This is a genomic window from Streptomyces sp. MnatMP-M17 (genome assembly GCF_900091995.1).
Taxonomy (GTDB): Bacteria; Actinomycetota; Actinomycetes; order Streptomycetales; family Streptomycetaceae; genus Streptomyces.
On sequence record NZ_FMDK01000359.1, the window covers coordinates 1 to 23,782 of the forward strand.

The window sequence follows — 23,782 nt, forward strand, 5'->3', positions numbered from 1 at the left end:
GCCCGCCCACGCCCGAGGCCCTGCTCGACGGTGTGGTGGCGCTCGTACCGCGCAGCGCGGTGGGCGCGGGACTGCGCCGGGCACGGGACATGCTCGACTACGAGGACGCGGGCACCGTCGCCGCCGTCCTCGGCTGCGGACGGCGCACCAGCGCGCATGACACCGTGCCGTTCGCCCTCTGGTCGGCGGCCCGTGCCCTCGGTGACTTCGAGCGGGGCTTCTGGGCGACGGCCCAGGTGGGTGGCGATGTCGACACGAACTGCGCCATCGTCGGAGGAGTGATCGCGGCCGGGAGCGCCGGAGCACCGCCGCGGGAGTGGTCCGGGCGTACAGAGGAGCTGCCGGGATGGCTGTCCGACGCCGTAACCGGCTGACCACTGCCGGCATTTGTTTGTCACGGTCCTGCCACAGGGGCATCTGAGGACTGCGTGACGGCCTTGTCCACGTGGTTACTCTTTCCGCCACGCCGTCTTGATGATCTTCGACGGGCGTGCCGACGAGACACCGGGCCGTACGCGCCACTCCGCCGCGCAGGGCCCGGTCGGGAGGGGGTCCCGTGACAGATACACCGTCCATACCCGCACCGGCCGAGGAGCCGGACACGGGCCACGAGCCGAAGACGGGCAGCGAGCGGAAAGCCGGGCCGAGCGAACGGAAAGCAGGCAGCGAACGGGAAGCCGAGTCAGGCGAACGGAGAACTAGCGGCCAGGAGCCGCGGAGCGCGACGGCGCCCGACTGGCAGCAGTGGCAGCCTCAGCGGCCCGAGCCGCCCGTCTGGCTCACCGAGGTCAGTCCCGTCACGCCGGCCCCGATCGGCGCCGCCACACTCTGGTCGGTCCTGGCGACCGCTCTGCTCAGCGCCCTGCTGCTGGGCGACGGAGTGGGTCTGAATCTGCTGATCGTGGCGGTCCCCGCCGCCCTCGCCGCCTACTTCGCAGCCCGGAACGCCGGTCGCCGGTCGCGTCCCTGGACTCTGGTCTGGGCCTTCGGCGGCGTCGCACTGCTCGCCGTTCCCGCACTCAACGACGCCGGTCTGCCGACGTTCCTGGCCATCGTCTCCGCGCTGGCGCTCGGTTCGCTGGCGCTGCACGGCTCCCGCACCTGGCCGGGTGTGGTGTTCGGTCCGTTCGGTCTGCTCGGCTCGATCGGCAACGGCGGGATGTGGGCCCTGCGCGGTCTGCGCGAGCGCACCGGAGGCTCGCGGAAGCAGCTGATGCCGCTGATCCGCGGGCTCGTCGTCGCCGTGGTGCTGCTGTTCGTGTTCGGCGCGCTGTTCGCGGGCGCCGACGCGGCCTTCGCCGATCTGCTCGGCGGTCTGACTCCCGATGTGTCGGCCGACGACGGACCATGGCGCTTCCTGATGTTCGCCGTCGGGCTCCTCGGCGCGCTCGCCGCCGCGCACACCGCGGCGGCGCCTCTGCGCTGGGACCGGATCACCGTACGTCCCGGCCGGGCCCGCGGCAGGATGGAGTGGGCGTTTCCGCTGATCGTTCTCAATCTGCTCTTCGCGGTCTTCATCGCCGTCCAGCTCGCCGTGCTGTTCGGCGGTTACCGCAAGGTCTTCGAGAAGACCGGACTGACTCGTTCCGAATATGCCCGCCAGGGCTTCTGGCAACTGCTCTGGGTCACTCTCCTCGTCCTTCTCGTCATCGGGCTGGCCCGCCGATGGGCCCCGCGCGACGGTGCCCGCGACAGCGTGCTGGTCCGGGCCGTGCTCGGCGTCCTCTGTGTGCTCACACTCGTTGTGACCGCCTCCGCGCTGCGCCGGATGGATCTCTACGTCGAGGCGTACGGACTGACTCGGCTGCGCGTCTCGGTGGCGGCGATGGAGCTGTGGCTCGCTCTGGTGATCGTCCTGATCCTGGTGGCGGGTGCCGTGGGCGGACGGTGGCTGCCGCGCGCCGTCGCCGCCAGTGCCGCGGCGGCCGTGCTCACCTTCGGGCTGCTCTCGCCGGACGCGCTCGTCGCGGAGAGCAATGTGGACCGGTACGAGCGCGTGCACAAGCTCGACGTCGAGTACTTCCAGGAGCTGTCCAGCGATGCCGTACCGGCCCTTGACCGGCTGCCCGAGCCGCTGCGCTCCTGCGCTCTCGCCGGAATCGCGGAGAATCTGGCCCAGTCCGACGGCGAGCCCTGGTACGCGACGAACCGGAGCGAGCGGAGGGCTCGCGACATTCTGGCGACGCGGGAGGTCACGGACTCACCTGAGTGCCGGGGGACGGGCGACTGGATCGAGTACCGCGGTGGCATCGACGTCAACGGGCTGTGACGGTTCCGTACGGCACGCGCGTACGGGACTACGCGTACGCGCGTGCCGTACCGGGCCCGGAGGCTAGGGCCTCTCGTCTGGATCTGGCCGGGCTCCGGCCTGATCCAAACGAAAGACCCTAGGCCACCGGACCCGCTGCCTCCGCCTTGCCGCTGAGTGCCTCCAGATCGCTCTTGCGTACCCGGATCACCAGCGCCGCCGTCAGCAGCGCGACCGCCACCATGGCCACGGCCGCGATGAAAGCCGTCGAGATGCCCTGTGTCAGCACCTCATGTCCCCAGCGCCCGGGCAGCTCCTGGGTCTTTGCCAGCTCCGCCTTCTGCGCCGGGCTCGCCTCCGCCATGAACGACGGCAGTTGCTTCTCCGCCTCGTTGCGGCTGGCCGTACCGAAGACGGTGACCAGGATCGAGAGCCCCAGCGAGCCTCCCACCTGCTGGCTCGCGTTGAGCAGTCCGGAGGCCGCGCCCGCCTCGTGCTGCGCGACGCCCGAGACGGCGGTCAGGGTGAGCGTGACGAAGTTCAGCCCCATACCGAAGCCGAAGAGCAGCAGCGGCCCGAGCACGCCGCCGAGATACGAACTGTCCGGAGTGATGAGCGTCTGCCAGAAGAGGCCGAGGCCGGTGATGGCCGAACCGGTCACCATGAACGGCTTGGGACCGAGCACCGGAAGGAACCGCTGCGACAGCCCCGCGCCCACGATGATCGCGACCGTTACGGGCAGGAAGGCCAGACCGGACCGGATCGGGCTGTATCCGAGCACGTTCTGTACGAAAAGGACGATGAAGAAGAACATGCCGAACATCGCGGCGGCCAGGCTCAGCATGATGACGTACGTACCCGACCGGTTCCGGTCGGCGAACATCCTGAGCGGTGTGATGGGCTCCTTCGCCCGCGACTCGATCACCACGAACATCGCGAGCAGCACCACCGAGGCCGCGAACGCGCCCAGCGTGAGCGAGTCCCGCCAGCCCTCCTCGGAGGCCCGGATGAATCCGTACACCAGCGACGCCATACCCAGCGTGGATGTCGCGGCGCCCGCGATGTCGAAGCGCCCCGGATGGCGCTCGGACTCATTGATGTACATCGGCGCGAGGACCGCGATCAGCACACCGATCGGTACGTTGACGAAGAAGACCCAGCGCCAGTCGAGCCATTCGGTGAGCATGCCGCCAGCCAGCAGCCCTATCGCGCCACCGCCCGCGGAGACGGCGGCGAAGACGCCGAACGCCCTGTTCCGCTCGGGGCCCTCGGGGAAGGTGGTGGTGATCAGGGCGAGCGAGGTGGGCGAGGCGATCGCGCCGCCCACTCCCTGGAGGGCACGGGCGGCGAGCAACTGCCAGGGCTCCTGGGCGAAACCGCCCAGAAGGGACGCCAGGGTGAAGAGCAGGATGCCGGTCATGAAGACCCGGCGGCGGCCCAGGATGTCGCCGGCCCGGCCGCCGAGCAGCAGCAGACCGCCGAAGGTCAGGGTGTAGGCGCTCAGGACCCAGGAGAGATCCGTGGTCGAGAAGCTGAGAGCGTCCTGGATATGCGGAAGCGCGATATTCACAATGGTCGCGTCGAGTACGACCATGAGTTGACAGGCCGCGATGACGGTGAGGGCGATCCCTGGGCGCCCGCTCCGACGGGCCGCGCCCGGTGGTTCGTTTTGTGCTTCGAGTTGAGAGGTTGTCACTGCTGGATCCCCCACAGGTGAATTAGTGAACGTACCCGTTCACTGTTGCGTTCACGGTAGTGAGTCCCCTTCAGGGAACGCAAGCGTTCACTGAAGCTGCCGTTCCGGAGTGTCAGCCCCCTATGGAGAGTTACTGATGGTTTCCTCACGCTCCGCGGCCACCGCTCGGTCGCAGTCGGCGGCGTCGCGGCGCCGTGGGCCCGTGCTGGAGCGGGCGATCCTCGAAGCCGCCCTGGAGCAGTTGAGTACGGTCGGCTGGAACGGGCTGACCATGGAAGGCGTCGCCGCCGGGGCCCAGACCGGCAAGGCCGCGGTGTACCGCCGCTGGCCCTCCAAGGAGGATCTGGTCGCCGACGCGCTCCAGGCGGGGCTGCCCACGCTCGACGAGGCGCCCGATCATGGGAGCGTGCGCGAGGATCTGTACGAGCTCTGCCGGCTGGTACGGGACGCGATGTACTCACGGCCCGGATTCGCACTCCGTTCGGTCCTTCACGAATGCGACGCGGCGAGCGCCGAACGCTTCCACGGGCTGATCCTCAAGGGCGTCATCGAGCCGTCCTACCGGCTCTTCGGAGACGTGGTGAGGCGCGGGATCCGGCGCGGCGATGTACGTCCGGACGCCACCGGCGTACTGATCTGCGATGTGATTCCGGCTCTGATGATGTTCCGTTCCAAGGTGTGCGGAAGCGAATGGACCGATGGCGAGATCGCCGAGATGATCGATCAGGTGATGGTGCCCCTTGTCCGATCGCGTACCGGTTGAGGCGCCCTGCGCGGCGGACCGGACAAGGCTGTTGAGGACGGCCGGTACCCGGTCTGTCGCACGGCGTTCCGGCGGCGTAACCTTGCAGGTGCCATGCCGTACGAACCACCCACGCACACTGTTGAGCGCTCGCTGCGCGCCACCACCGACGCCAGAATCATCGCCGGCGTCGACGAAGTAGGACGCGGAGCGTGGGCCGGGCCGGTCACGGTGTGCGCCGCCATCACCGGACTGCGCAGACCGCCGGCCGGTCTCACCGACTCCAAGCTGATCAGCCCCAAGCGCCGTACGGAGCTGGCCGGTGAGCTGGAGAAGTGGGTCACCGCGCATGCACTCGGGCATGCCTCTCCGGAGGAGATCGACGCCCTGGGAATGACCGCGGCACTCAGGCTCGCCGCCGTACGCGCCCTTGAGGCGCTGCCGGTACGGCCCGACGCGGTGATCCTCGACGGCAAGCACGACTATCTCGGAGGGCCCTGGCAGGTGCGTACGGTCATCAAGGGCGACCAGTCCTGTGTCTCGGTGGCGGCGGCCTCGGTCATCGCCAAGGTGCGCAGGGACGCGCTGATGGCCGAACTGGGCGTTACGTCCGAGGAGTACGTTCCTTTCGCTTTCGGTGCCAACGCCGGGTATCCCTCACCGGTGCACAAGGCGGCGCTGGAGGAGCGGGGGCCGACACCGCACCACCGGCTCTCGTGGGCCTATCTCGACTCGCTGCCCCAGTGGCGGCACCTCAAGAAGATCCGGATCCCCGCGGGGGCCGGGGCCATGGAAAGCGGGGGCCAACTCGGCTTCGACTTCTGACACGTCCGACTCCGGTACGTCCGACTTCCGATCCGTCCGACTTCTGGAACATCCGGTGACCTCTTCGCCCGCGTGCCCCCCGGCCGTGGGCCGGGCCGAGAATGCGCCCACCCGCCGATGCCTCCGGCGTCGGCGTTTGATAGACATCCAGCCATGCCTCTCATCCCCCAGGAGCCTCAGATTCACGAGAGAGCCCAGGGTCCCAGCGCCACCCCGGCCACCGGCCGCACCGCGCCGACCCCTCGTCCTGTACCCGGTCCGCGTCCCGTACCCGGGCCGCGCTCCGCGGCCACACCGCGTCCCGGTCGCCCGGGACCCGGTCCCGCGAGGCCCGCGCCGCCGGCGCAGCGCTCGCAGAGCTCCGCCGGGCAGCCCAAGGCGTCCGGGCCCACCACTCCTTCCGCTCCTCAGATCCAGCTGATCCCGGCTCCGGCGGGCGGCGCGCTCGATGCCGCGGAAGAGGCCGTCGACCTGCTGCTCGACTCGGGCCGGGCGCCGGGCGACATCCTGGTCCTCACCACCGGGGAACAGCACCCGTGGGCCACCCATGAGCTGTCCTTCGGTGAAGTCTCCTACTGGGCCCAGCACGACGCCCGCGAAGACGTGTTCTTCGCCGACGCCGCCGCTGTCGCCCGTGCGCAGTCCCGGCCCGTCGTGGTCGTCGCCGTCAATGGAGGCGGTGACGCCGTCGTCGCCCAGGTGCTGCCGTCGGCCCGCGAGCGGGCCACCGCGCTGCTGGTCGTGTGCGGTGACTCCGAGCGGATCAACGCCGTGCTCGGCGCGGGGGTCTGAGCCGTACGACAGCCGGTACGGCGTGTGGCGCGCGGGCGTTGACGCCCGCGTCTGTGCGTCCGTACGTCCCGGTCGTGACCCGGCTGCCCGTTCAGGGGGTGGCCGGGCCGCTGTGGTGTGCCCGCACACGGAAACCTATTGGCCGCTCGGGGTGCTGTGCGGCTGTATGTCTGCTCCCGCTTGTGCGTCTGCTCCTGCTCCCATCTCAGCGGGCGGCCGTGCGCCGGAGCGCCTCGACGCCGACACCGCCTCCGCGCACCGGCGAAGCAGCGGCCTCAAGCACCGTCTCCGCCAGATCGGCGGGCGGGGACATGGAGTTGGGCCGACGGCCTCCACGGTCCTCGCCCAGCACCTGCCAACCGCCGCGCGTCAGCGTGATGTACGCGCCGCACCGCAGCCCGTGCAGAGTGCAGGCGTCCCGCAGTCCCCACATCCAGGCTCCGTCCTCCTCTGTCCACCGCTCGTCACCCTCACGGCAGTAGAGCAGCACGGCGGTACGTATGGGCGTGCGACGGCGCAGATCGTGCGGGATGACACGGCGTAGATGTGCCAGCAGCGCGTTGCGGAACTCCCAGCCGTCCACCGGGGCCGCCCGTGGGACGAACGACGCGCTCGCGGTGAGCCATTCCTCATGATCGAGGACGGCCACGACCGCGGTCGCCGGAGTCGGCCGGTGTCTGCTGTGCAGACCGCTGACCACCTCACGCGGATTGCGCAGCAGCGGAATCCCCGCTGCCGCCCATTCGTCGAGTTCGAGCATCCTGGCGAGGCGGTTGGCGGAACCCGCCGGCCCGTTGATCGAAGTGGCTGCGGACGGAGCGAATCCGAAGGTCACGATCCTCCCTTCGCATACGCGCCCACAGTACGGGCAGAGTCGGACGGGGGCGCACCTCGGCACAGCCCTTGCGGACCGCGAGCGACCGTGCGGGTTGGCGTCAATTCTCCTTGGCGCGGGGGCGTGCGGCAACGAGCAATTGGCGCCGTTGACTGGAATGGGCAGTTATGGCGGTCATATCCCCGGTCGCAGTCGTACGGCTGATGCTCCATGTCATGCCTGAACGGCGAGGACCAGCGGAAACACCCCATCCGCCCCGGCCTTTCGCAGCAGCCGGGCGGCCACCGCGAGAGTCCAGCCACTGTCCGAGAGATCGTCGACGAGCAGCACGGGACCGCCCGCCGACGTGAGCGCGCCGGCCAGCTCGGCGGGTACGGTCAGCGATTCGTGCAGGGCGCGCACCCGCTGTGCGCTGTTGGTACGGGAGACACGGGCGTCGGTCGCCACTGGCCCGTACTCGACCGTGCCGAGCAGCGGCATCCGGCCGATCCGCGAGATCTGGTCGCCGAGCGAGCCGACGAGCCGGGGCCGGCTCCGCGAGGCCACGGTGACGACTCCGACGGGCCGAGGCGGTGCGTCGGCCACGCCGGAGGCCCAGCCACCCGGTCCCTTGGCCCAGTCGGCGAGCACACTCACCACCGCGTTCACCACATCGTCGGGCACCGGGCCGTCCGGGGCGTGGGCCGCCAGCATCGGCCGCAGCCTGTTGCCCCAGCCGATGTCGGACAGCCGTCCCAACGCCCGCCCGGAGAAGGACTGTTCGCCCGGTGGGATACGTCCCTTGAGATCGACACCGATCGCCGAGAGCCCGGTTGGCCACATCTTGCGCGGCTCCACCTCCACACCGGGCCTGCCCAGCTCACCACGCGCGGCGTCGAGGGCGGCGGCGGTCACCTTCTCCTCGAACCGTGTCCCCGCGCAGTTGTCGCAACGGCCGCACGGGACAGCCGCCTCGTCGTCCAACTGCCGCCGCAGAAACTCCATCCGGCAGCCGTCCGTCGACGCGTAGTCGCGCATCGCCTGCTGTTCGGTCTCGCGCTGACGCGACACCCAGGCATAGCGCTCGGTGTCGTACACCCATGGCCGGCCCGTGGCGGTCCAGCCGCCCTTCACCCGGTGCACGGCCCCGTCCACATCGAGAACCTTGAGCATCGTCTCCAGACGCGTACGCCGCAGCTCGACCAGCGGTTCGAGCGCGGGCAGCGACAACGGCCGCTCGGCCCGGCCCAGGACATCGAGCGTGCGGCGGACCAGTTCCTCGGGCGGGAAGGCGACCGACGCGAAGTACTGCCAGATCGCTTCGTCCTCCCTGCCGGGCAGCAGCAGCACCTCGGCGTGCTCCACCCCACGGCCGGCACGGCCCACCTGCTGGTAGTAGGCGATGGGGGAGGAGGGCGAGCCGAGATGCACCACGAATCCGAGGTCCGGCTTGTCGAACCCCATGCCCAGCGCGGAGGTGGCGACCAGCGCCTTCACCCGGTTCGCCAGCAGATCGTCCTCGGCCTGCTGACGGTCGGCGTTCTCCGTGCGTCCGGTGTACGAGGCGACCGTGTGCCCGCACTGCCGCAGATACGCCGTGACCTCCTCGGCCGCCGCGACCGTGAGCGTATAGATGATCCCGGAGCCCGGCAGTTCGCCGAGATGATCGGCCAGCCACGCCAGCCGGTGCGCCGCGTCCGGCAGCCGGAGCACATGGAGACTGAGACTCTCCCGGTCCAGCGGCCCGCGCAGCACGAGCGCGTCCGTCCCGGCTCCCGTGCCCAACTGCTCGGCGACATCGGCGGTCACCCGAGAGTTCGCCGTGGCCGTGGTGGCGAGAACCGGAACATCGGACGGCAGCTCCGCGAGCATCGTGCGCAGCCGCCGGTAGTCCGGACGGAAGTCATGGCCCCAGTCCGAGATGCAGTGCGCCTCGTCCACCACCAGCAGTCCCGTCGCCGCGGCGAGCCTGGGCAGGACCTGGTCGCGAAAGTCCGGATTGTTCAGCCGCTCCGGGCTACAGAACTGGAAAGGCATTCAAATTCCAGGCGGAACTGGCGCCCTGACCTGCGCAAATATGCCGGCTTGGGACGGCCGTGGCCAGGCGCTCGGCCTTGGCCATCCCTGATCGGCGTGCGGCAGGTGCTACTCCTCGTGATCATTTTGTCGCGCTGGGTGGATTCGTCGATTGTCAGTCCCATCGGGTTGCATGGGGGCATGACCAACCTGGAGCTCCGTGCTGAAGCCGATGCCATCCTCGCTGAGCTCGTCGGTGCCCCTGAGGGTTCGGCGCGGCTGCGGGAGGACCAGTGGCAGGCGGTGGCGGCCCTGGTGGAGGAACGTCGGCGGGCCCTGGTGGTGCAGCGCACCGGGTGGGGCAAGTCGGCGGTTTACTTCGTCGCCACTGCTTTGCTGCGCCGGCGTGGCTCTGGGCCGACGGTGATCGTCTCGCCGTTGATGGCGTTGATGCGTAACCAGGTGGAGGCGGCGGAGCGGGCCGGCATCAGGGCGCGGACGATCAACTCGGCGAATCCGGAGGAGTGGGTCTCGATCTACGAGGAGATCGAGAGTGGCGCGACCGACGTTCTCCTCGTGAGTCCGGAGCGCCTCAATTCTGTCGATTTCCGGGAGCAGGTGCTGCCCAAGCTGGCGGCCACGACCGGCTTGCTGGTGGTCGACGAGGCGCACTGCATCTCCGACTGGGGCCATGATTTCCGGCCCGACTACCGTCGGCTGCGGGCCATGCTTGGGGATCTCGCCCCGGGTGTTCCGGTGCTGGCTACGACGGCGACGGCGAACGCACGGGTGACGGCGGATGTGGCTGAGCAGCTGGGCACCGGCGCGAGCGAGGCCCTGGTGCTGCGGGGCTCGCTGGAGCGGAACAGTCTGCGGCTTGGCGTGGTCGGACTGCCGGACGCGGCTCACCGGCTGGCGTGGCTGGCCGAGCATCTGGACGAATTGCCGGGCTCGGGGATCATCTACACCCTGACGGTCGCCGCGGCCGAGGAGGCCACGGCCTTCCTGCGGCAGCGGGGCTTCAAGGTGGACTCCTACACGGGCCGCACGGAGAACGCCGACCGGCTCCAGGCCGAGGCCGACCTGCAGCAGAACCGGGTCAAGGCGCTGGTGGCGACCTCCGCGCTGGGTATGGGCTTCGACAAGCCCGACCTCGGTTTCGTGATCCACCTTGGTTCGCCGTCTTCGCCGATCGCGTACTACCAGCAGGTGGGCCGCGCGGGGCGTGGGGTGGAGCACGCGGAGGTGCTGATGCTGCCGGGCAAGGAGGACGAGGCGATCTGGCGCTACTTCGCCGACACGGCCTTCCCGCCCGAGGCTCAGGTCCGCCAGACCCTTACGGCGCTCGCTGAAGCGGGGCGCCCGTTGTCCGTGCCGGCCCTGGAAGCTGCGGTGGATCTGCGGCGCACCCGGCTGGAGACGATGCTGAAGGTCCTCGACGTGGACGGGGCTGTCAAGCGGGTGAAGGGCGGCTGGGAGAGCACCGGACAGCCCTGGGTGTACGACACCGAAAGGTACGCGTGGGTGGCGCGGCAGCGGGCGGCCGAGCAGCAGGCCATGCGTGACTACGTCAGCGCCTCCCAATGCCGGATGGAGTTCTTGCGCCAGCGACTGGACGACGAAGGCGCGGTTGCGTGTGGCCGGTGCGACAACTGCGCCGGCGCCTGGATCGGCTCCTCTGTGTCAACCGAGGCACTGACGGGAGCCGAGAAGGAACTGGACCGCCCGGGAGTGGAGGTCGAGCCGCGCCGGATGTGGCCGACCGGCATGCCCGCCCTCGGCATCGACCTCAAGGGCCGCATCCCCGCCGGCGAGCAGGCCGCCACCGGCCGGGCGCTCGGCCGCCTCTCGGACATCGGCTGGGGCAACCGACTGCGCCCCCTTCTGGCCGAGAACGCCCCCGATGGCCCGGTCCCCGACGACGTCCTGAAGGCCACGGTCGCAGTCCTCGCCGACTGGGCGCGCTCCCCGGGCGGCTGGGCACCGAACATCCCGGACGCCTCCGCCCGGCCGGTAGGGATCGTTGCCGTCCCGTCCCTGTCCCGCCCGCAACTGGTCGGCTCCCTCGCCCAGGGAATCGCGACCATCGGCCGCCTCCCCTACCTCGGTTCCCTGACATACGCCGGACCGGACAGTGCGCACGCCGCACGTCGCAGCAACTCTGCCCAACGCCTCAAGGCGCTCTCCGGCACCTTCATCGTCTCCGAGGAACTGGCGGGTGCGCTGGCTGGCTACTCCGGCCCCGTCCTGCTCGTCGACGACTACACCGATTCCGGCTGGACCCTCGCAGTCGCCGCCCGCCTACTCCGCCAGGCAGGCAGTGCACAGGTCCTTCCGATGGTCCTCGCTGCGGCGGGCTGAGCTTCCCCACTCTGTGAGTGCGACGCCAGCATGGGCGTGGTCGAGCGCCGCGACGGCCGCCCACTCGCGCTCGAACCGGAGCTTGAGTCGCGCGGCCGACTGGATCGTCGAGCACCGCGGGCGGAGCGGAGGTCTTCTCGGGCATCTGGCGCAGCACATGCTGGTTGAGACCGCGGCCAGAGGCTCCTCAATGGCGTAGGGCTCGCCGAGGTTGGTGCCCGATGCCTCCCCTGATCGCCTTTTCTGCGCCCGTGTAGGGGCGGCAGGAGCCGAGGAATGTTGCGATCGACAGAATGTCTGTGAACTCAGTCAATGATTAATCTCCTGTTGTAGGGTGGCTGAGATACGGTGGCAACCGGTGCCGGTCCGTCCGAAAATCGCCCCCGCTCGGAGAAGCACATGTCAGGCTCCATCGACGCGCCCGTCACCTTGGCGGGAATCGCGCGCATCGCGGGTGTTGGTCGAGCGGCGGTAAGTAACTGGCGGCGCCGCCACGACTCGTTCCCGACGCCGGTCGGCGGAACGGACACCAGCCCGCAGTTCTCCCTAGCCGACGTCGAACGATGGCTGTACGCCCATGGAAAGATTGAGCGGATCGGGCTGCGTGAGCGGCTGTGGCCGCACTATGAGGCGCTGGGCGAACGTGCGGTCATGGGTGCGGCACTCGCGGAAGCCGGCCGCCGCCTTCTCGCCGCGGAGGGTGCGGACCAGGCCGTGCCCGAGCAGTCCTTCCTTCCGGAAGAAGCCGTCCGTGTGGTGGACGAGACGGTCAATGCCGCACGCCACGAAGGAGGCCGCGCGACCTTCGACTTTCTGCTTTCGCGTTGGCTCGACGCCCATGTGCGGCAGGTCAGCACCACTCCGGCCCCACTCGCTCGGCTGATGGCGGACATCGCTCTGACCGTCCGGGCCGGAGGGCCAAGGGGCGCGGATGCGCGGATTACCGTCCTCGACCCCGCATGTGGCGTTGGTGGGCTGCTCTTTGCCGCCGGTGAGGGCATGGGGGAGCGTGGGGCCAACGCTGACTCCACGGCTCCAGCTCTCCTCGGGACCGACCTCGACTCGGTGCTTGCCGCGCTGGCAGCCGCCCGGCTGGGCTTTGCCCGCGCAGACGTGGGAGGGGTGGGCGCGGAGATCAGGGCGGGAGACGCGCTCCGCGCAGACCCGCACGGTGTCGTGCGGGCCGACGTCGTCCTGTGCAACCCCCCATTCAACGCGCGCGACTGGGGTCATGAGGAACTGGCCACCGACCCCCGCTGGGTGTACGGCCTGCCACCGAGGACAGAGCCCGAACTCGCTTGGGTCGAGCATGCGCTGGCCCGCCTGGCGCCCGGCGGTGTCGCCGTACTCCTGTTGCCGCCGGCGGTGGCCTCCCGGCGTGCGGGCAGGCGCATCCGCGGGGCGTTGCTGCGCACGGGCGCGCTGCGGGGAGTCGTCGCGCTGCCAGCCGGAGCTGCGCAGCCGCATAGCGTCTCACTCCAGTTGTGGATTCTCAGGGCGCCTGCCTCCGACGGCGGGACGGCTCCGGGTGAGCGGCTGTTCCTGCTCGACGCGGCGACCTCGCAAGGCATGGTCCGGGGAGCTCAGGGTATCGATTGGTCACGGCTGAGCGGTCAGGTCCTCGACGCGGTACAGGCCCACTCCTGGTCCGAGGGCCAGCAGGCGGGAGCGGGTGAGCGGCTACCCGAAGGGTGCGTCACCGTCCCCGTGATGGACCTGCTCGACGAGCAGACGGATCTCACGCCCGCGCGCTACGTGCCGGAGACGGCCATGGAGGCCCAGGTGAAGCTCCATGAATCCTGGGGGCGTCTGGATGGCTTGCTCGACGAGGTGCGCGGTCATTCCCGTACCCTCGCCACGATCGACCTGTCGGGGGGCGGCGATGCCGCATCCACGGTTATGGTCTCGGACCTGGACCGAGCCCACGCGCTCAAGCTGCGGCAGGGGCAGACGCTTCCGGGCGAGCTTCTGCACGGCGATGCACTTCCGCACGGTGCAGTACCAGTCCTGAGCGTTCCCGACCTGGTACAGGGAGGGGGGCCGGGCGGCTGGCTTGCCGGGGCCGTGGTGGAGACGGGCGCCAGAACCGGCACGCTCACCGTGGCCGAGCCCGGGGACGTTGTCGTGGTGGGCGTCGAACGGGCCTATCGCGTATGGGTCCAGGTGGACACGCCCCTGGTACTCGGGCCCCAGCTATACGCGCTGCGCCCGGATCCCGAACTGCTCGACGCCTGGTTTCTCGCTGGCTGCCTGCGAGCTCCGGCCAACGCACGGCAGGCCGGCTCCCACACCTCCAGTTCGGCCCGCATTGACGTACGTAAATTGCAGGTACTCCAGCTTTCTCTCACCGAACAACGGCCTTACGCGGCAGCCTTCAGAGAACTGCTTGCACTGGAGGAGTCACTTCGCTCCCTTGCGGCGGTGGGTGAGGGCCTTGTCCGGGGCCTCGGGGACGGGCTCGCGGCGGGAAGGCTGCACTGATCGCCCTGTGAGCTTGCCGGTCCCTCTTCATCTAAGCGAGTGCGGAGGGGCACCCGCGTCAGATCGTCCGCCTACATCTCGTAGCGCAGCTCGTCGAGTTCGATACCGACGTCGTGGCATCGCTCTGCCAGCACCTCGGCGCGAGGGCCGGTGACACGGGGCAGCTCTTCGAGCACCATGGCCAGCGCCGATGCCGCAGGGAGCAGGTCACCGAACGGGATACGGCACTCCGCCGCGCCGAGCGTGCCTTCCAGGTAGTCGGCCAAATCGTTCGGGCTCACGCTGCCCTCCGCCCGCAGGGACAGATCCTCGTAGAGCGCGATCGCCTCCTTGCAGCGCCCGGCAATGCGCATGCCGTTCGCGGCCACGCGGAGGGCCGCCCGGACCCCTGGGTCGAAGGCGCCCCAGTCCCGGCGGGCGGCCGGCAGCAGCTCCACCAGTCCGTCGACCGCGCTCGCGGGCTCACCGACATCGATCTCGGCCTCGGCCTCGGCGGTGAGCTCCTGAAACACCCTGCGGCTGAGGAACCCGGAAGCGCGGTGCCTCCTGTTTGGCCTGGTCGCGATTGCCAGTGTCGCAGGCGCGGCGGGCAGGCCGTACTCAGCCGGCAGGCGCAACGGACGCGTAGGGTCCGGCTCCAGCCGAGGGGAAGGGGCGGCGTCACCCGGGCGCGGCGCGTACTGCCGCAGCACCTCCGCGACCGCGCGGGCGTCAACCGGCCGGTCCTCCGGCTCCTTCGCCAGCAACTTCAGCACCAGAGCTTCCAGCTCCGCCGGGATGTGCCCGATGTGGCAGGTCGGCGGGATCGGAGCGTCCTTGACGTGCTGGTGCTTCAGACCGTCCCCGGAGAACGGCGGGTGGCCGGTCAGCAGGTGGTAAAGGATGCAACCCAGCGCGTATAGGTCGGTCTTCGGGGTGATCTGGCGTTCCAGGATCTGTTCCGGGGCCTCGTACCCCCTACTGCCCACAGTGGAACCGTGCTGGGTGTAGTCCGTGACGCCGGGCCAGAGTGGCTTGGCGATGCCGAAGTCGATGAGGACGACTACGCCGTTCTCGTCGATGATCAAGTTGTACGGCTTGAGATCACGGTGTACGACCGGAACGTCATGGGCGCAGGCCAGCGCCTCGGCGATCTGGACTCCGATGGCTGCGGCGACGCCGACGGTGGGGGTGTACTGGTCCAGGAAGCGGTGCAGGGGCTTGCCGTCGACGAAGCGCATGACGAGGTAGGGCTCGGTGCCGTGGGATCCCTGGTCGTACAACTCGGGAATGCTCCTGTTGCGCATGCGTCCGAGAAGTGCGCCCTCGCGCCGGAACCGGCCACGCATGCGCCCCAGCTCCTCGTGTGCCTCGCCTTCGTCCAGTGAGTCCAGAAGATCGCTGTTCGTGCGCAGGCACTTGACGGCCACCAGCCTCTCGTCCCGCAGGTCCTCCGCCTGCCAGACCACGGCCATGCCGCCGCTGCCCAGGTGCTTGCGCAGCTTGTACCGGCCGCCCAGCACGTCGTCCTTCTTCATGCCGCCCCTTGCCTCCGAAGCGTCCCTCGTCCGTCACGAAGAGAGGCGCGACGGTGATGGGGTTTCCGGTTCCGCCGGACCGTTGCGTGGCGGATGAGCCCAGTGTAAAGCGATCGAGAGCGATTTTGTGCATGGACTGAGTTCACAGCCGCCGTGTGTCATGCTGGAGTCGCCCGACACCCAGCAAGCCGCTCTCGATGGTGTCGCGTCGGGCCGCCCTGCCGTACCGCTTGGAGGAGCACATGGGTAACTGGTCGCGCCCCGCCGGAACCAGCGGTGACACCAGGTTGGTGCGTATGAACCTCGGCGCCGCGCGGCTCGACCCGCGAGACTGCCCGACGAAGCGCAGCAGCGACGCCCGCCCGATGTTGATCGCAGATCCCGAACCGCCCGAACTCATCGAAAAATTTCAGGACTTCACTCTCAAGGTCTTTATGGATGCGCTCGACCTGATTGAACACGAGCGTAACGATCCGGAGTGGGTAATCGGAGAACTCTGGCGTACGAAGGGAACGTTCGGGCTCTACCGTCGTCGCGCGTCGCACCCTCTGCTCCTGTCCTGGTCGGCCGAGGCGGTCCCCCGTTATCTGGAGGCCAGAGCGGCGGACCAACACGCCCGCCAAGCGGCCGGCCTCACGCTCACCGTCCCGGTCCGTGACGCCTGGGTGGTTGGCAAGGACCCCGGGCCGGTCGACGCCCGGGGCGCGGACACCTATGAGATGACCGCCTGGGGACGCCGCTACGCGGCCGTCGACGGTTCCACCAGGGATCTGTGGCTGCTCACCTTTGGCGCTGCCAAGGACGATCGCCCTGAGGGGGAGAAAGCTGCAGCCGCGTACGTCGCGGCCCGGGGGCGTCCGGCGGGCGGGGGCTGGCGGAAGCGACACACTCCGGTCCCCTTCGACAAGCTTCCGCCGTTCCGCACCGACCTGCCCACACAGGTCAGGGTCATCGAATTCGGCTGTGGAGACGGAAAGCGCAAGGAGCTACTCGCCTGGAACAGTCAGCAGGCACGACAGCGCTTTACGGCAGAGGGGTGGCCCGCGCTCCTTCAAGCCATCGACGGCACCGGGGCTCGCCCCGGATCCGGCTGCGTCGACTGCAAGGCGATGACCGGCTGCGAGACACTCCCGCGCACTCCGGAACTGCTGCGGATCACACCACCGAAACCCCAGCGGCCACGACGCAGTGCCTCGGTCACCGATTTGCGCGCCTACCGGGACTGTCCGACGAAATACCACGTGACCCGGCAGCTCAAACTGCGCTCCTCGAAGCCCGAGAGCCCGGAAGTACGCCGCGGTCGTGTGGTTGACGACATCCTGAACCAACGGCACGGCAGCAAGCCCTACCGGAGCTGTGAGGCGCTCTCCGGTCCGGCGGACCCGGCATCCTGGGGCGCGGGCGGCCTGCACTTGAGCGGTCAGGAAGCACTCGACGGCGCCGCCATGCTCGAACAGCACGCCTTCTACTGCCCGCTAGATGGCCTTGCCGCGGACGAAGAGGTGCGTGTGCAGCACCAGGCGGTCTGTTATGACCCCGAACTCGATCTCGTTCTGATTGCCACCCCCGACCTGCTCCACACCCGTCGCGGGGGCTGGATCTGGCGGGAGACCAAGACCGCGAGCGGGTACCTCTACGAAGGGGAGCCGCTGTTGAAGCGCTATCCCCAGCTGGCACTCGGCGTGTTGATGCTGGCCGCCGGCGTCCTGGGCGGAGATGCGGCGCACTCCAGGGTAGAGCTCGAACTCCTCCACACCGACGACGTGACCTTCGAGGAGCTGGACCCCTCGCGCCCGGGGACCGTCGACGAAGCGAGAGAAGTGATCGCGCAACTTGCCCAGCCCTGGATCCAGGATCAGGACTACCCGACCACTCCAGGCCGGCACTGCGGCAGCTGCGAAGCCCTCGAATGGTGCCACCCGGGAATCGAACATCTCGCCACGGCCGAGCAGGAGCCTCGATGACCACCGCCTCTGATTCCCACACAGCCCAGCGCGGCGACTGGCTCGACTTCCCCGACGTACGGCTCGTCCGTACCCTGGCCGGCGCGGTAATCCAGCTCGCCGACATCGGATCGCTCTCCTCCTTCAGGCTGCCCTACCCGGCCGAAGCCCAGCGCGCCCTGGACCGGACCGTCCTCGCCTGCCTCCTCAGGGGCGTCGAGGAGATCCCCCGCAGCCTCCCGGAACTGCTCTTCTGGTGCCACAGCCGTCCCCTTGAGGACTGGCCCCTCGACCTGCCGCCGGATGCCTTCGGGCCGGATGACTACCTGGTGGACCCCGAGGCGCTAGTTCCCACCCAGTTGTGCCACGAGTGGTGGATCAGAGGCAAGGACGCCGGTGCCGCCCAATTCGACCGGGAGGTCATCCACACGGCGATGCGCCTGTGCCGCAAGGCGTCGTCGCCCGAGTCCTATGTAGCCTTCCGGAAGCTCCTGGTGGAACGCCCGGTGCTCACTGGAGTGGAACGGTTCGAGACCGAGACCGACCTGTTCCTTGCTCCCGTACAAGAACTCCTGGACCAGTGCTACGCGGCGGTCCCGGCCTCCTACGAAGACGAGGGAACCTACGTCACCTGCGGTCGCTGCCTGACCCTGCTCACTCCAGTCGCGGGCGGCGCATCATGGTGGTGCGAACGTGACCGGTGTCGCCGACGAGGCGCGCCGCCGCACGGGCGGACCTTGGCCGGGGCGGACGCGGCCGGGCTTCTGCAGCTCGTGCGACCGCTCAGGCAGTTCGTCACCAGCCCCGGGCGCGCCGAGGTTGAACTGGAGGCCAGGCTGAGCGCACTCGGGCTCGAAGTCCAGCTCTGGCCGGGCTTCGACGCCTATGACTTGCGCGTGACTTTCCCCGACGAGCACGTCTGGGCCATCGACGTCAAGGACTGGAAACATCCCGGTCTGCTCGGCCGTGCCGCGAAACCCGTCCGCCCGGAGCCGCCCTACGACGAGTCGTGCTGGGTGGTCCCCCGAGAACAGGCCGAAGCCCATCGCGACTACCTCGGCACGTACCGGCGAAACCGGCCTGCCACGGCCGAGGGCCTGCTCTTGCTCACCGACGACCGACTCGTCGCACTCGCCTCCGCCCGACTCCGAGGGGAAGCCAGCCCTCACCTGATGGACTCCACACCGACGAACGGATTGCCCCGTGCGTAACAGCAGCGAGTGGTACCAGCCACTGGCCAAAGCCCTGGAGCCGGTCTGGCCCCAGGAACATCAGGATGTGAACCCTTCGTTGCTCTGCCAGGTGGAACTCGGCCTCTACCTGATGGAGACCCTCGACCCGTCCCGCGACGCCCGAGGCGTCTACACCCTCTTGGGCGGCTACCCCTTCGCCGTAGCCGCGGGCCTCGTGACCACGCCGGCCCAGCGCGACCGGCTGGACGTGGCGCGCCACCTTCTGTGGAAGTTGCGCCGCCGGCGCATGTGGCACCAGTGCCTGGAGACGTATGCCCAGCTACCCGAACGGCTCCGTGGATACCGACTGCCCGAGGAGGGAGGGCCGGTGCGGCGGGTAGAGCCGACGGTCGCAGGCGACCGCTTCGGCAGGTTCGAGCGTGCGCTGTCCAGGCTTCCGGACTTCGACCGGCGCTTGCTGCCGGCTGCCCCGGCGGGCCAGGCCCGCTTCACCGAGCGACACCGGCCGGCCTCCGTGACCATCCCCGAGCAGTTGTGCTTCCCTCCGCCCGCCGGTCACGACCTGGGCCGGGTCCCGGGCACCGCAGGTCGGCCCCTGGACATCCCCCTGGCCGAACTCGCAGAAACGGCACGCTGGATGGAGGAGGCCGAGATCGCCGGCGGTCTCCCCTCCGGGAAATGGATGCGACGCCTGAAGGATCTGCAGCTCGATGTCCTCTCCGCCGACGGGCTGCACTTTGAGCAGACGACAACACTGCGCTTGGACCAGCTGCTCCATCTGGTCGGCATGGTGGGCGCGGGGAAGAGCACCCTGATGAATCTCATCGCCGTCTGGGGCGCGCGCAAGGGGCTGCGTACGACTCTCGTCGTCGGCGATGTCGCCGAACAGCTTGCCCTGGTCGGCCACTTCCGGGACCTGGGACTGAAGGCCGCCCCCGTCATCGGCGGCACCACCCGCGAGCAGCATGCGTCCCGGCTGCACCGCCGACTCGCCGCACGCGGCCAAGCCTCCCTGCTCCAGCACGACGATCCGGCCTTCGACGACCTGAGCACGGTGTGCGTCCTCGACGCGCAGCGCGGACTGGAAGCGGCCGAACCTCTGCGCTACCTAGATGCCCCCTGTGCGGAACTGCGCCCGGTCAAGACGCCCGGTCCGATCGCCGTCGAGGACATTCCGATGCCCGTGTACCGGCACGACGAATCCGCGCGGCAGAAAGGGGAAGGCGTAGGGGGGAGGGAGCCTGAGACCTCCCGGTCCGACCACGGCTGTCCGGTGTGGAGCGTCTGCCCCCGACACGCCACCGACCGAGAGCTGGTCGATGCCCTGATCTGGGTGGCCAACCCCGCCAGCTTGCTGCAGAGCGCCGTCCCGAATCACCTCAACGCGGAACGTCTGCGGCACCTCGAACTCGCCTGCCTACGCAGCGACATCGTCATCGTCGACGAAGCGGACCGCGTACAGATGCAGCTCGACACCGCCTTCGCTCCGTCCGCGACGCTGATCGTGCGAGGCCCGGAATCCTGGCTCGACCGGCTCGGCATTCACAAGATCGATGAATTGGCCCGGCAGGGCCGACTTCCTCTCTCGGCACGCGACGTCGAACGATGGTCGGCCTCCCTGGACCTCGTGCACATCGCCGCCAACCGCCTTTACCGCAGGCTGATCACCGAGGACGATCTCCGTGAGTGGGCGGACATCGAATACTTCAGCGCTTGGACTCTCCAGGAGAAACTGATCAATGAGTGGTACCCGCGGCCGCACGTCGACGGATCCGTCCTAGACGGGATTTCCTCCGACACCGAGGTGTACGACTCCGACGGCGACTCCGACGGTCTCGCCTCACCGCGCATCCCGGGCATGGAGGCGTGGGACGCACGCCGCAGCGAGGTGACCCAGGCCCTCGATGTTTTCCGCGACGACCCACTCGGTGATCGCGGCCCGCATGGTGAACTTACCGACACCCTGATCCGCAGGGCCGGGGATCTCCTGCACAACCTCGACCAGGCGGCGACCAGCCAGCGTGTCCGCTCCGTCCTCGATGTCTTGCTCACAGGGTCGCCCATCCTGGACGGTTCACTGCAACAAGAGGTACCGGGGCCGGGGAAGCCCGACCGGGACCCTGTGGACACCTGGGGGACCGAGCCCTGGCTGGAACGGGCGACACGGCGCCTCGAGTTCACCCTGGTGCTGGCCGCACTGCATCAGCGCCTCGAACGCGTCACTTTCCTGTGGCCGCAGGCCGAGGCGGCCCTCCACCTGGACACAGCCGACAATGAACTCTCACGCAGGCCGCCCCTGGACTACGCACCGGTCGTGCCGGAAGCCCCCATGGGTAACGTCCTCGGGTTCCAGTACCTGCCCGAGGATCCGGAGCGAGGGCCGGAAGGCGACGAACACCGTAGCGGCACCCTCCGCTTCTTCCGGTGCGCCGGCGTCGGCCGGGAACTCCTGCTCACCCTTCCCGCACTGGGGGCCGACCCTGCCGCGGGCCGGCCCGGGCCACACGTGGTGCTCATGTCAGGCACCAGCTGGGCCGGTACATCGACCCGCGCACACGTCATGGCTCCCGTTAAGGCGATCCTCAAACCCCACCAGACCGCCGTTGACTCCATCCGGCAGACCCGCTTCAGCACGCTGTTCCTCTACGACGGCGAAGGAACCCCCCTCACCCTCTCCGGAGCCAAACTCGACATCCGCGAACGGGTTCTGGCCCAGATGGTCACCCAACTCGGGAAGTCGGCCCCAGGCAGCACATCGCTCCTGGACCGGGAACTCCGGCAGATCGAGGACGGCGAACGCCGGCGGGCATTGGTTTTGGTCGGCAGCTACCACGACGCCAGGACCGCCGCCGACCTCCTTGAACGCATGCCCCGCTGGCGAGGAAAAGTCCGCGTCCTTGCCTCCGACAAGGCAGAGCTCGACCACACCGGCCCCGGTGACTCGGCAACGGACGACTTCACCAGTGCCTCCGCTGTACGGCGAGGCGACCTGGCAGCCTTCGCCAAGGACGAGGACGCCGAAGTCCTGGTCGCCCCCTTGATGGCGATCGAGCGCGGCCACAACATCCTCAATCAGAGCCACAAGGCCGCCTTCGGGACCGTGCTCTTCCTCGCCCGTCCCCACCCGCGACCCGACGACCTCTCTCTGGCCGTCTTCGCCGTCAACGACTGGGTTACCAGGTTCGTCCGAGACCAGCCGGATCCCGAAGCGAGAACCTTTGGCAAGCTCGTAGCCGACGCTGCGGATCTGGACGCCGCTGGGCTCGGCTTCCGCCTCGCCGCCCGGAAGGAATGGCGCCGCCTGCTCTCCCGGCGCTACATCTACTCTCGGCTCAGCGACGCGGAGAAGACGTCCTTTGCCTGGGACCAACTCGTCACCATCTGGCAGGTCATCGGCCGTTTGGTGCGAGGCGGAGTGCCCGCCCGTGTCGTGTTCGTCGACGCGGCCTTCGCCCCCGCCCTTGCCGAGGCCGGGGCCCCGCCCGCCGCGGCGACCCGGAGCGGACGTCGGCGCAACGACGACGGTCTGCTCATCAAGCTCCGTGACGTCCTCGCGCCCTACTTCGACGACGAGACCGCACCCGAATCGTTTCCCGACCCCGCCGACCCCGCCCTGGTACGCACGCTCTACCACCCCCTCTACGACGCCCTGTGCGGACTGAGCGCCGGAAACTGACCCCGAGAACCGAAGGAGACCGTGGAGTCCCATGGCCGCCAAATACCGCGACACCAGCCGGGCCGCCTACCTCCTCAAGCCCGACGCCACCCCCTGGACCGCCCGATACCGCGCGCTGCCCTTTCCCGAACAGTGGCACTCGAGCATCCTGGAACTCTGCAACCTCGGACGCGACCCCGAAGCCGACCCTTACCGCACCGCGCCCGTCGCCCGCTTCAACGGAGTACTACAGAGCCTTGCCCCCGAACTGATCGTCCGGGGACGCCCCCGCGACCCGCTCCAGCAGGCCGAGGACTTCTGGCTCTACGCTCCGCACGACGTCCCCCACCCCCTGCCGGGAGACACCCTTGACCGGCTGAACGGCTCCTGGCTCCAGGACATCCGTGCCGAGCCGGAGCACTACCGCGCTGCCCTGGACACGCACACGGCACTGCGCGCCTGCCCGCCGCAGTGGCAGGACGTCACCGTCGACCTACTCGGCTGCCCCACGACCGACGGCGGAACCGCAGCCCCGCGCGACCGGCAGTACCAGCTCGCGACCGATGCTCTGGCCCGGCGCATCCTCGCTCTCGGCCCCTACGAGCACAGCGCCGGCAGCCTGCACTTCCGAGCCGTGCCACGAGGACCGCGCCAGCAAGGCGCGGAGCTCCTCTCGCAGCCCCTCTCGCACGTGGTCAAGGGGCGCGAGTGGTGGTTCTCCATCGTGATCAACATTTCGCTGCACTCCGTCCCCCTCGACCCTCGCCCGCGTCTCCACCTGCACACCGGAGTGCGCCGCTGGGCGACTCGCCTCGATGCGAAGACGCAGCGGCTGCGGCTGCCGTACGGCCGCGACACCTCCGTATATCTGCTGCCGGGCATCCCCTGGCTGCCCGGCACACCCACCAGCGACCGCTACGCGGTGGCGCGTCTGACTTGGGACCGCGGGACTCAGGGCTACGCCTGGAAGAACAACGGACCCGCCCAGATCCTGGGCAGGCTGGCACTCAACCGCCCCTTCCCCGACCCGGACAGCCTGCTCACCGAACCCGAGGAATGGATCGGCGACGGGGAAGGCACTCGAGCCTCAGTTGTCCACAGCACACACATGGGTGCCCATGGCATCGGCACCGGCCTCATGTCGCACCAGCGTTCACAGATCGTCGAATGGGCCGAACGAGCGCTGCCCGAGCAGATGCGCAGGGTCCCCTCCCTCAGCCGGGCGAGCGCCGGTTCCAGCGCCCCCGCCAATGCCCGTCCCAAGCCCAAAGCGACCGAGAAGGCTGCCGAGGCGGAACGTGAAGCCCTTGCTCGCCGGACTGCACTGGCGGTGGCAGCCAGGATCAACGAGGGCCAGGACCTCTCTGAAGCGGTTGAGGGGAGTGGAGACGTGGCGGTTGTCGAGGCTCGACTGTTGTGGCAGAGTCCCTCCTTCCGGGATGCGGCCATTGAGGCCGTCGCCGATGTCCTCGGGCTGGACGGTGACGGCGGGCGGCCCG

General features: G+C 69.2%; 14 protein-coding genes and 1 pseudogene. 11 read left to right on the forward strand and 4 right to left on the reverse strand.

Going from position 1 to position 23,782, the window contains the following annotated elements; translation table 11 throughout:
• Nucleotides 1–374, forward strand: a 374-nt coding sequence (locus GA0115259_RS16765) for an ADP-ribosylglycohydrolase family protein (protein WP_141716596.1), incomplete at its 5' end; no start/stop codon positions are given.
• 182 nt (nt 375–556) lie between these two features.
• Nucleotides 557–2,269, forward strand: coding sequence for a DUF4153 domain-containing protein (locus GA0115259_RS16770; protein WP_370747990.1), 1,713 nt, complete (start codon nt 557–559; stop codon nt 2,267–2,269).
• A 118-nt stretch (nt 2,270–2,387) separates the two neighbouring features.
• Here the strand turns inward: GA0115259_RS16770 and GA0115259_RS16775 are convergent, their stop codons facing one another.
• A complete protein-coding gene (locus GA0115259_RS16775; RefSeq protein ID WP_093597287.1) occupies nt 2,388–3,944 on the reverse strand; it encodes an MFS transporter in 1,557 nt (518 codons plus the stop codon).
• A 136-nt stretch (nt 3,945–4,080) separates the two neighbouring features.
• On the opposite strand from GA0115259_RS16775, the gene GA0115259_RS16780 reads away from it, so the two are divergent.
• The 3 genes from GA0115259_RS16780 to GA0115259_RS16790 all read left to right on the forward strand — a co-directional run bounded on the left by GA0115259_RS16780 (nt 4,081) and on the right by GA0115259_RS16790 (nt 6,303).
• A complete protein-coding gene (locus tag GA0115259_RS16780; RefSeq protein ID WP_093597291.1) occupies nt 4,081–4,707 on the forward strand; it encodes a TetR/AcrR family transcriptional regulator in 627 nt (208 codons plus the stop codon).
• Between the two features lie 93 nt (nt 4,708–4,800).
• Complete coding sequence (locus tag GA0115259_RS16785; protein ID WP_093597294.1) at nt 4,801–5,511, forward strand: ribonuclease HII; 711 nt, start codon at nt 4,801–4,803, stop codon at nt 5,509–5,511.
• Between the two features lie 153 nt (nt 5,512–5,664).
• Complete coding sequence (locus GA0115259_RS16790) at nt 5,665–6,303, forward strand: hypothetical protein (protein ID WP_093597297.1); 639 nt, start codon at nt 5,665–5,667, stop codon at nt 6,301–6,303.
• A gap of 205 nt (nt 6,304–6,508) precedes the next feature.
• Here the strand turns inward: GA0115259_RS16790 and GA0115259_RS16795 are convergent, their stop codons facing one another.
• Nucleotides 6,509–7,138: a hypothetical protein gene (locus GA0115259_RS16795; protein ID WP_093597300.1), complete on the reverse strand. Its 630-nt coding sequence runs from the start codon at nt 7,136–7,138 to the stop codon at nt 6,509–6,511.
• A gap of 213 nt (nt 7,139–7,351) precedes the next feature.
• Nucleotides 7,352–9,136, reverse strand: a pseudogene (locus tag GA0115259_RS16800) (helicase-related protein); the annotation flags it as partial.
• 198 nt (nt 9,137–9,334) lie between these two features.
• Between GA0115259_RS16800 and GA0115259_RS16805 the strand changes: the two are divergent.
• Complete coding sequence (locus GA0115259_RS16805) at nt 9,335–11,494, forward strand: RecQ family ATP-dependent DNA helicase (protein ID WP_093597303.1); 2,160 nt, start codon at nt 9,335–9,337, stop codon at nt 11,492–11,494.
• Between the two features lie 399 nt (nt 11,495–11,893).
• A complete protein-coding gene (locus GA0115259_RS16810; RefSeq protein WP_093597306.1) occupies nt 11,894–13,975 on the forward strand; it encodes an N-6 DNA methylase in 2,082 nt (693 codons plus the stop codon).
• Nucleotides 13,976–14,046: 71 nt separating this feature from the next.
• On the opposite strand, the gene GA0115259_RS16815 is transcribed toward GA0115259_RS16810, so the two are convergent.
• Nucleotides 14,047–15,492 (reverse strand): serine/threonine protein kinase, encoded by a 1,446-nt coding sequence (locus tag GA0115259_RS16815; protein ID WP_093597309.1) that lies wholly within the window; start codon nt 15,490–15,492, stop codon nt 14,047–14,049.
• Nucleotides 15,493–15,788: 296 nt separating this feature from the next.
• On the opposite strand from GA0115259_RS16815, the gene GA0115259_RS16820 reads away from it, so the two are divergent.
• The 4 genes from GA0115259_RS16820 to GA0115259_RS16835 all read left to right on the forward strand — a co-directional run.
• Complete coding sequence (locus GA0115259_RS16820) at nt 15,789–17,456, forward strand: PD-(D/E)XK nuclease family protein (protein WP_161230393.1); 1,668 nt, start codon at nt 15,789–15,791, stop codon at nt 17,454–17,456.
• Complete coding sequence (locus GA0115259_RS16825) at nt 17,453–18,646, forward strand: pPIWI_RE_Y domain-containing protein (protein ID WP_093597315.1); 1,194 nt, start codon at nt 17,453–17,455, stop codon at nt 18,644–18,646. The genes GA0115259_RS16820 and GA0115259_RS16825 overlap by 4 nt, the downstream gene beginning before the upstream one ends.
• The gene (locus GA0115259_RS16830) at nt 18,639–22,304 is read left to right on the forward strand and encodes a pPIWI_RE_Z domain-containing protein (protein ID WP_093597318.1); all 3,666 of its coding nucleotides are present in this window, start codon (nt 18,639–18,641) and stop codon (nt 22,302–22,304) included. Before GA0115259_RS16825 ends, GA0115259_RS16830 begins: the two co-directional genes overlap by 8 nt.
• 31 nt (nt 22,305–22,335) lie before the next feature.
• Nucleotides 22,336–23,782 (forward strand): pPIWI_RE module domain-containing protein (locus GA0115259_RS16835; RefSeq protein WP_161230394.1); only part of this gene is annotated, 1,447 nt, incomplete at its 3' end.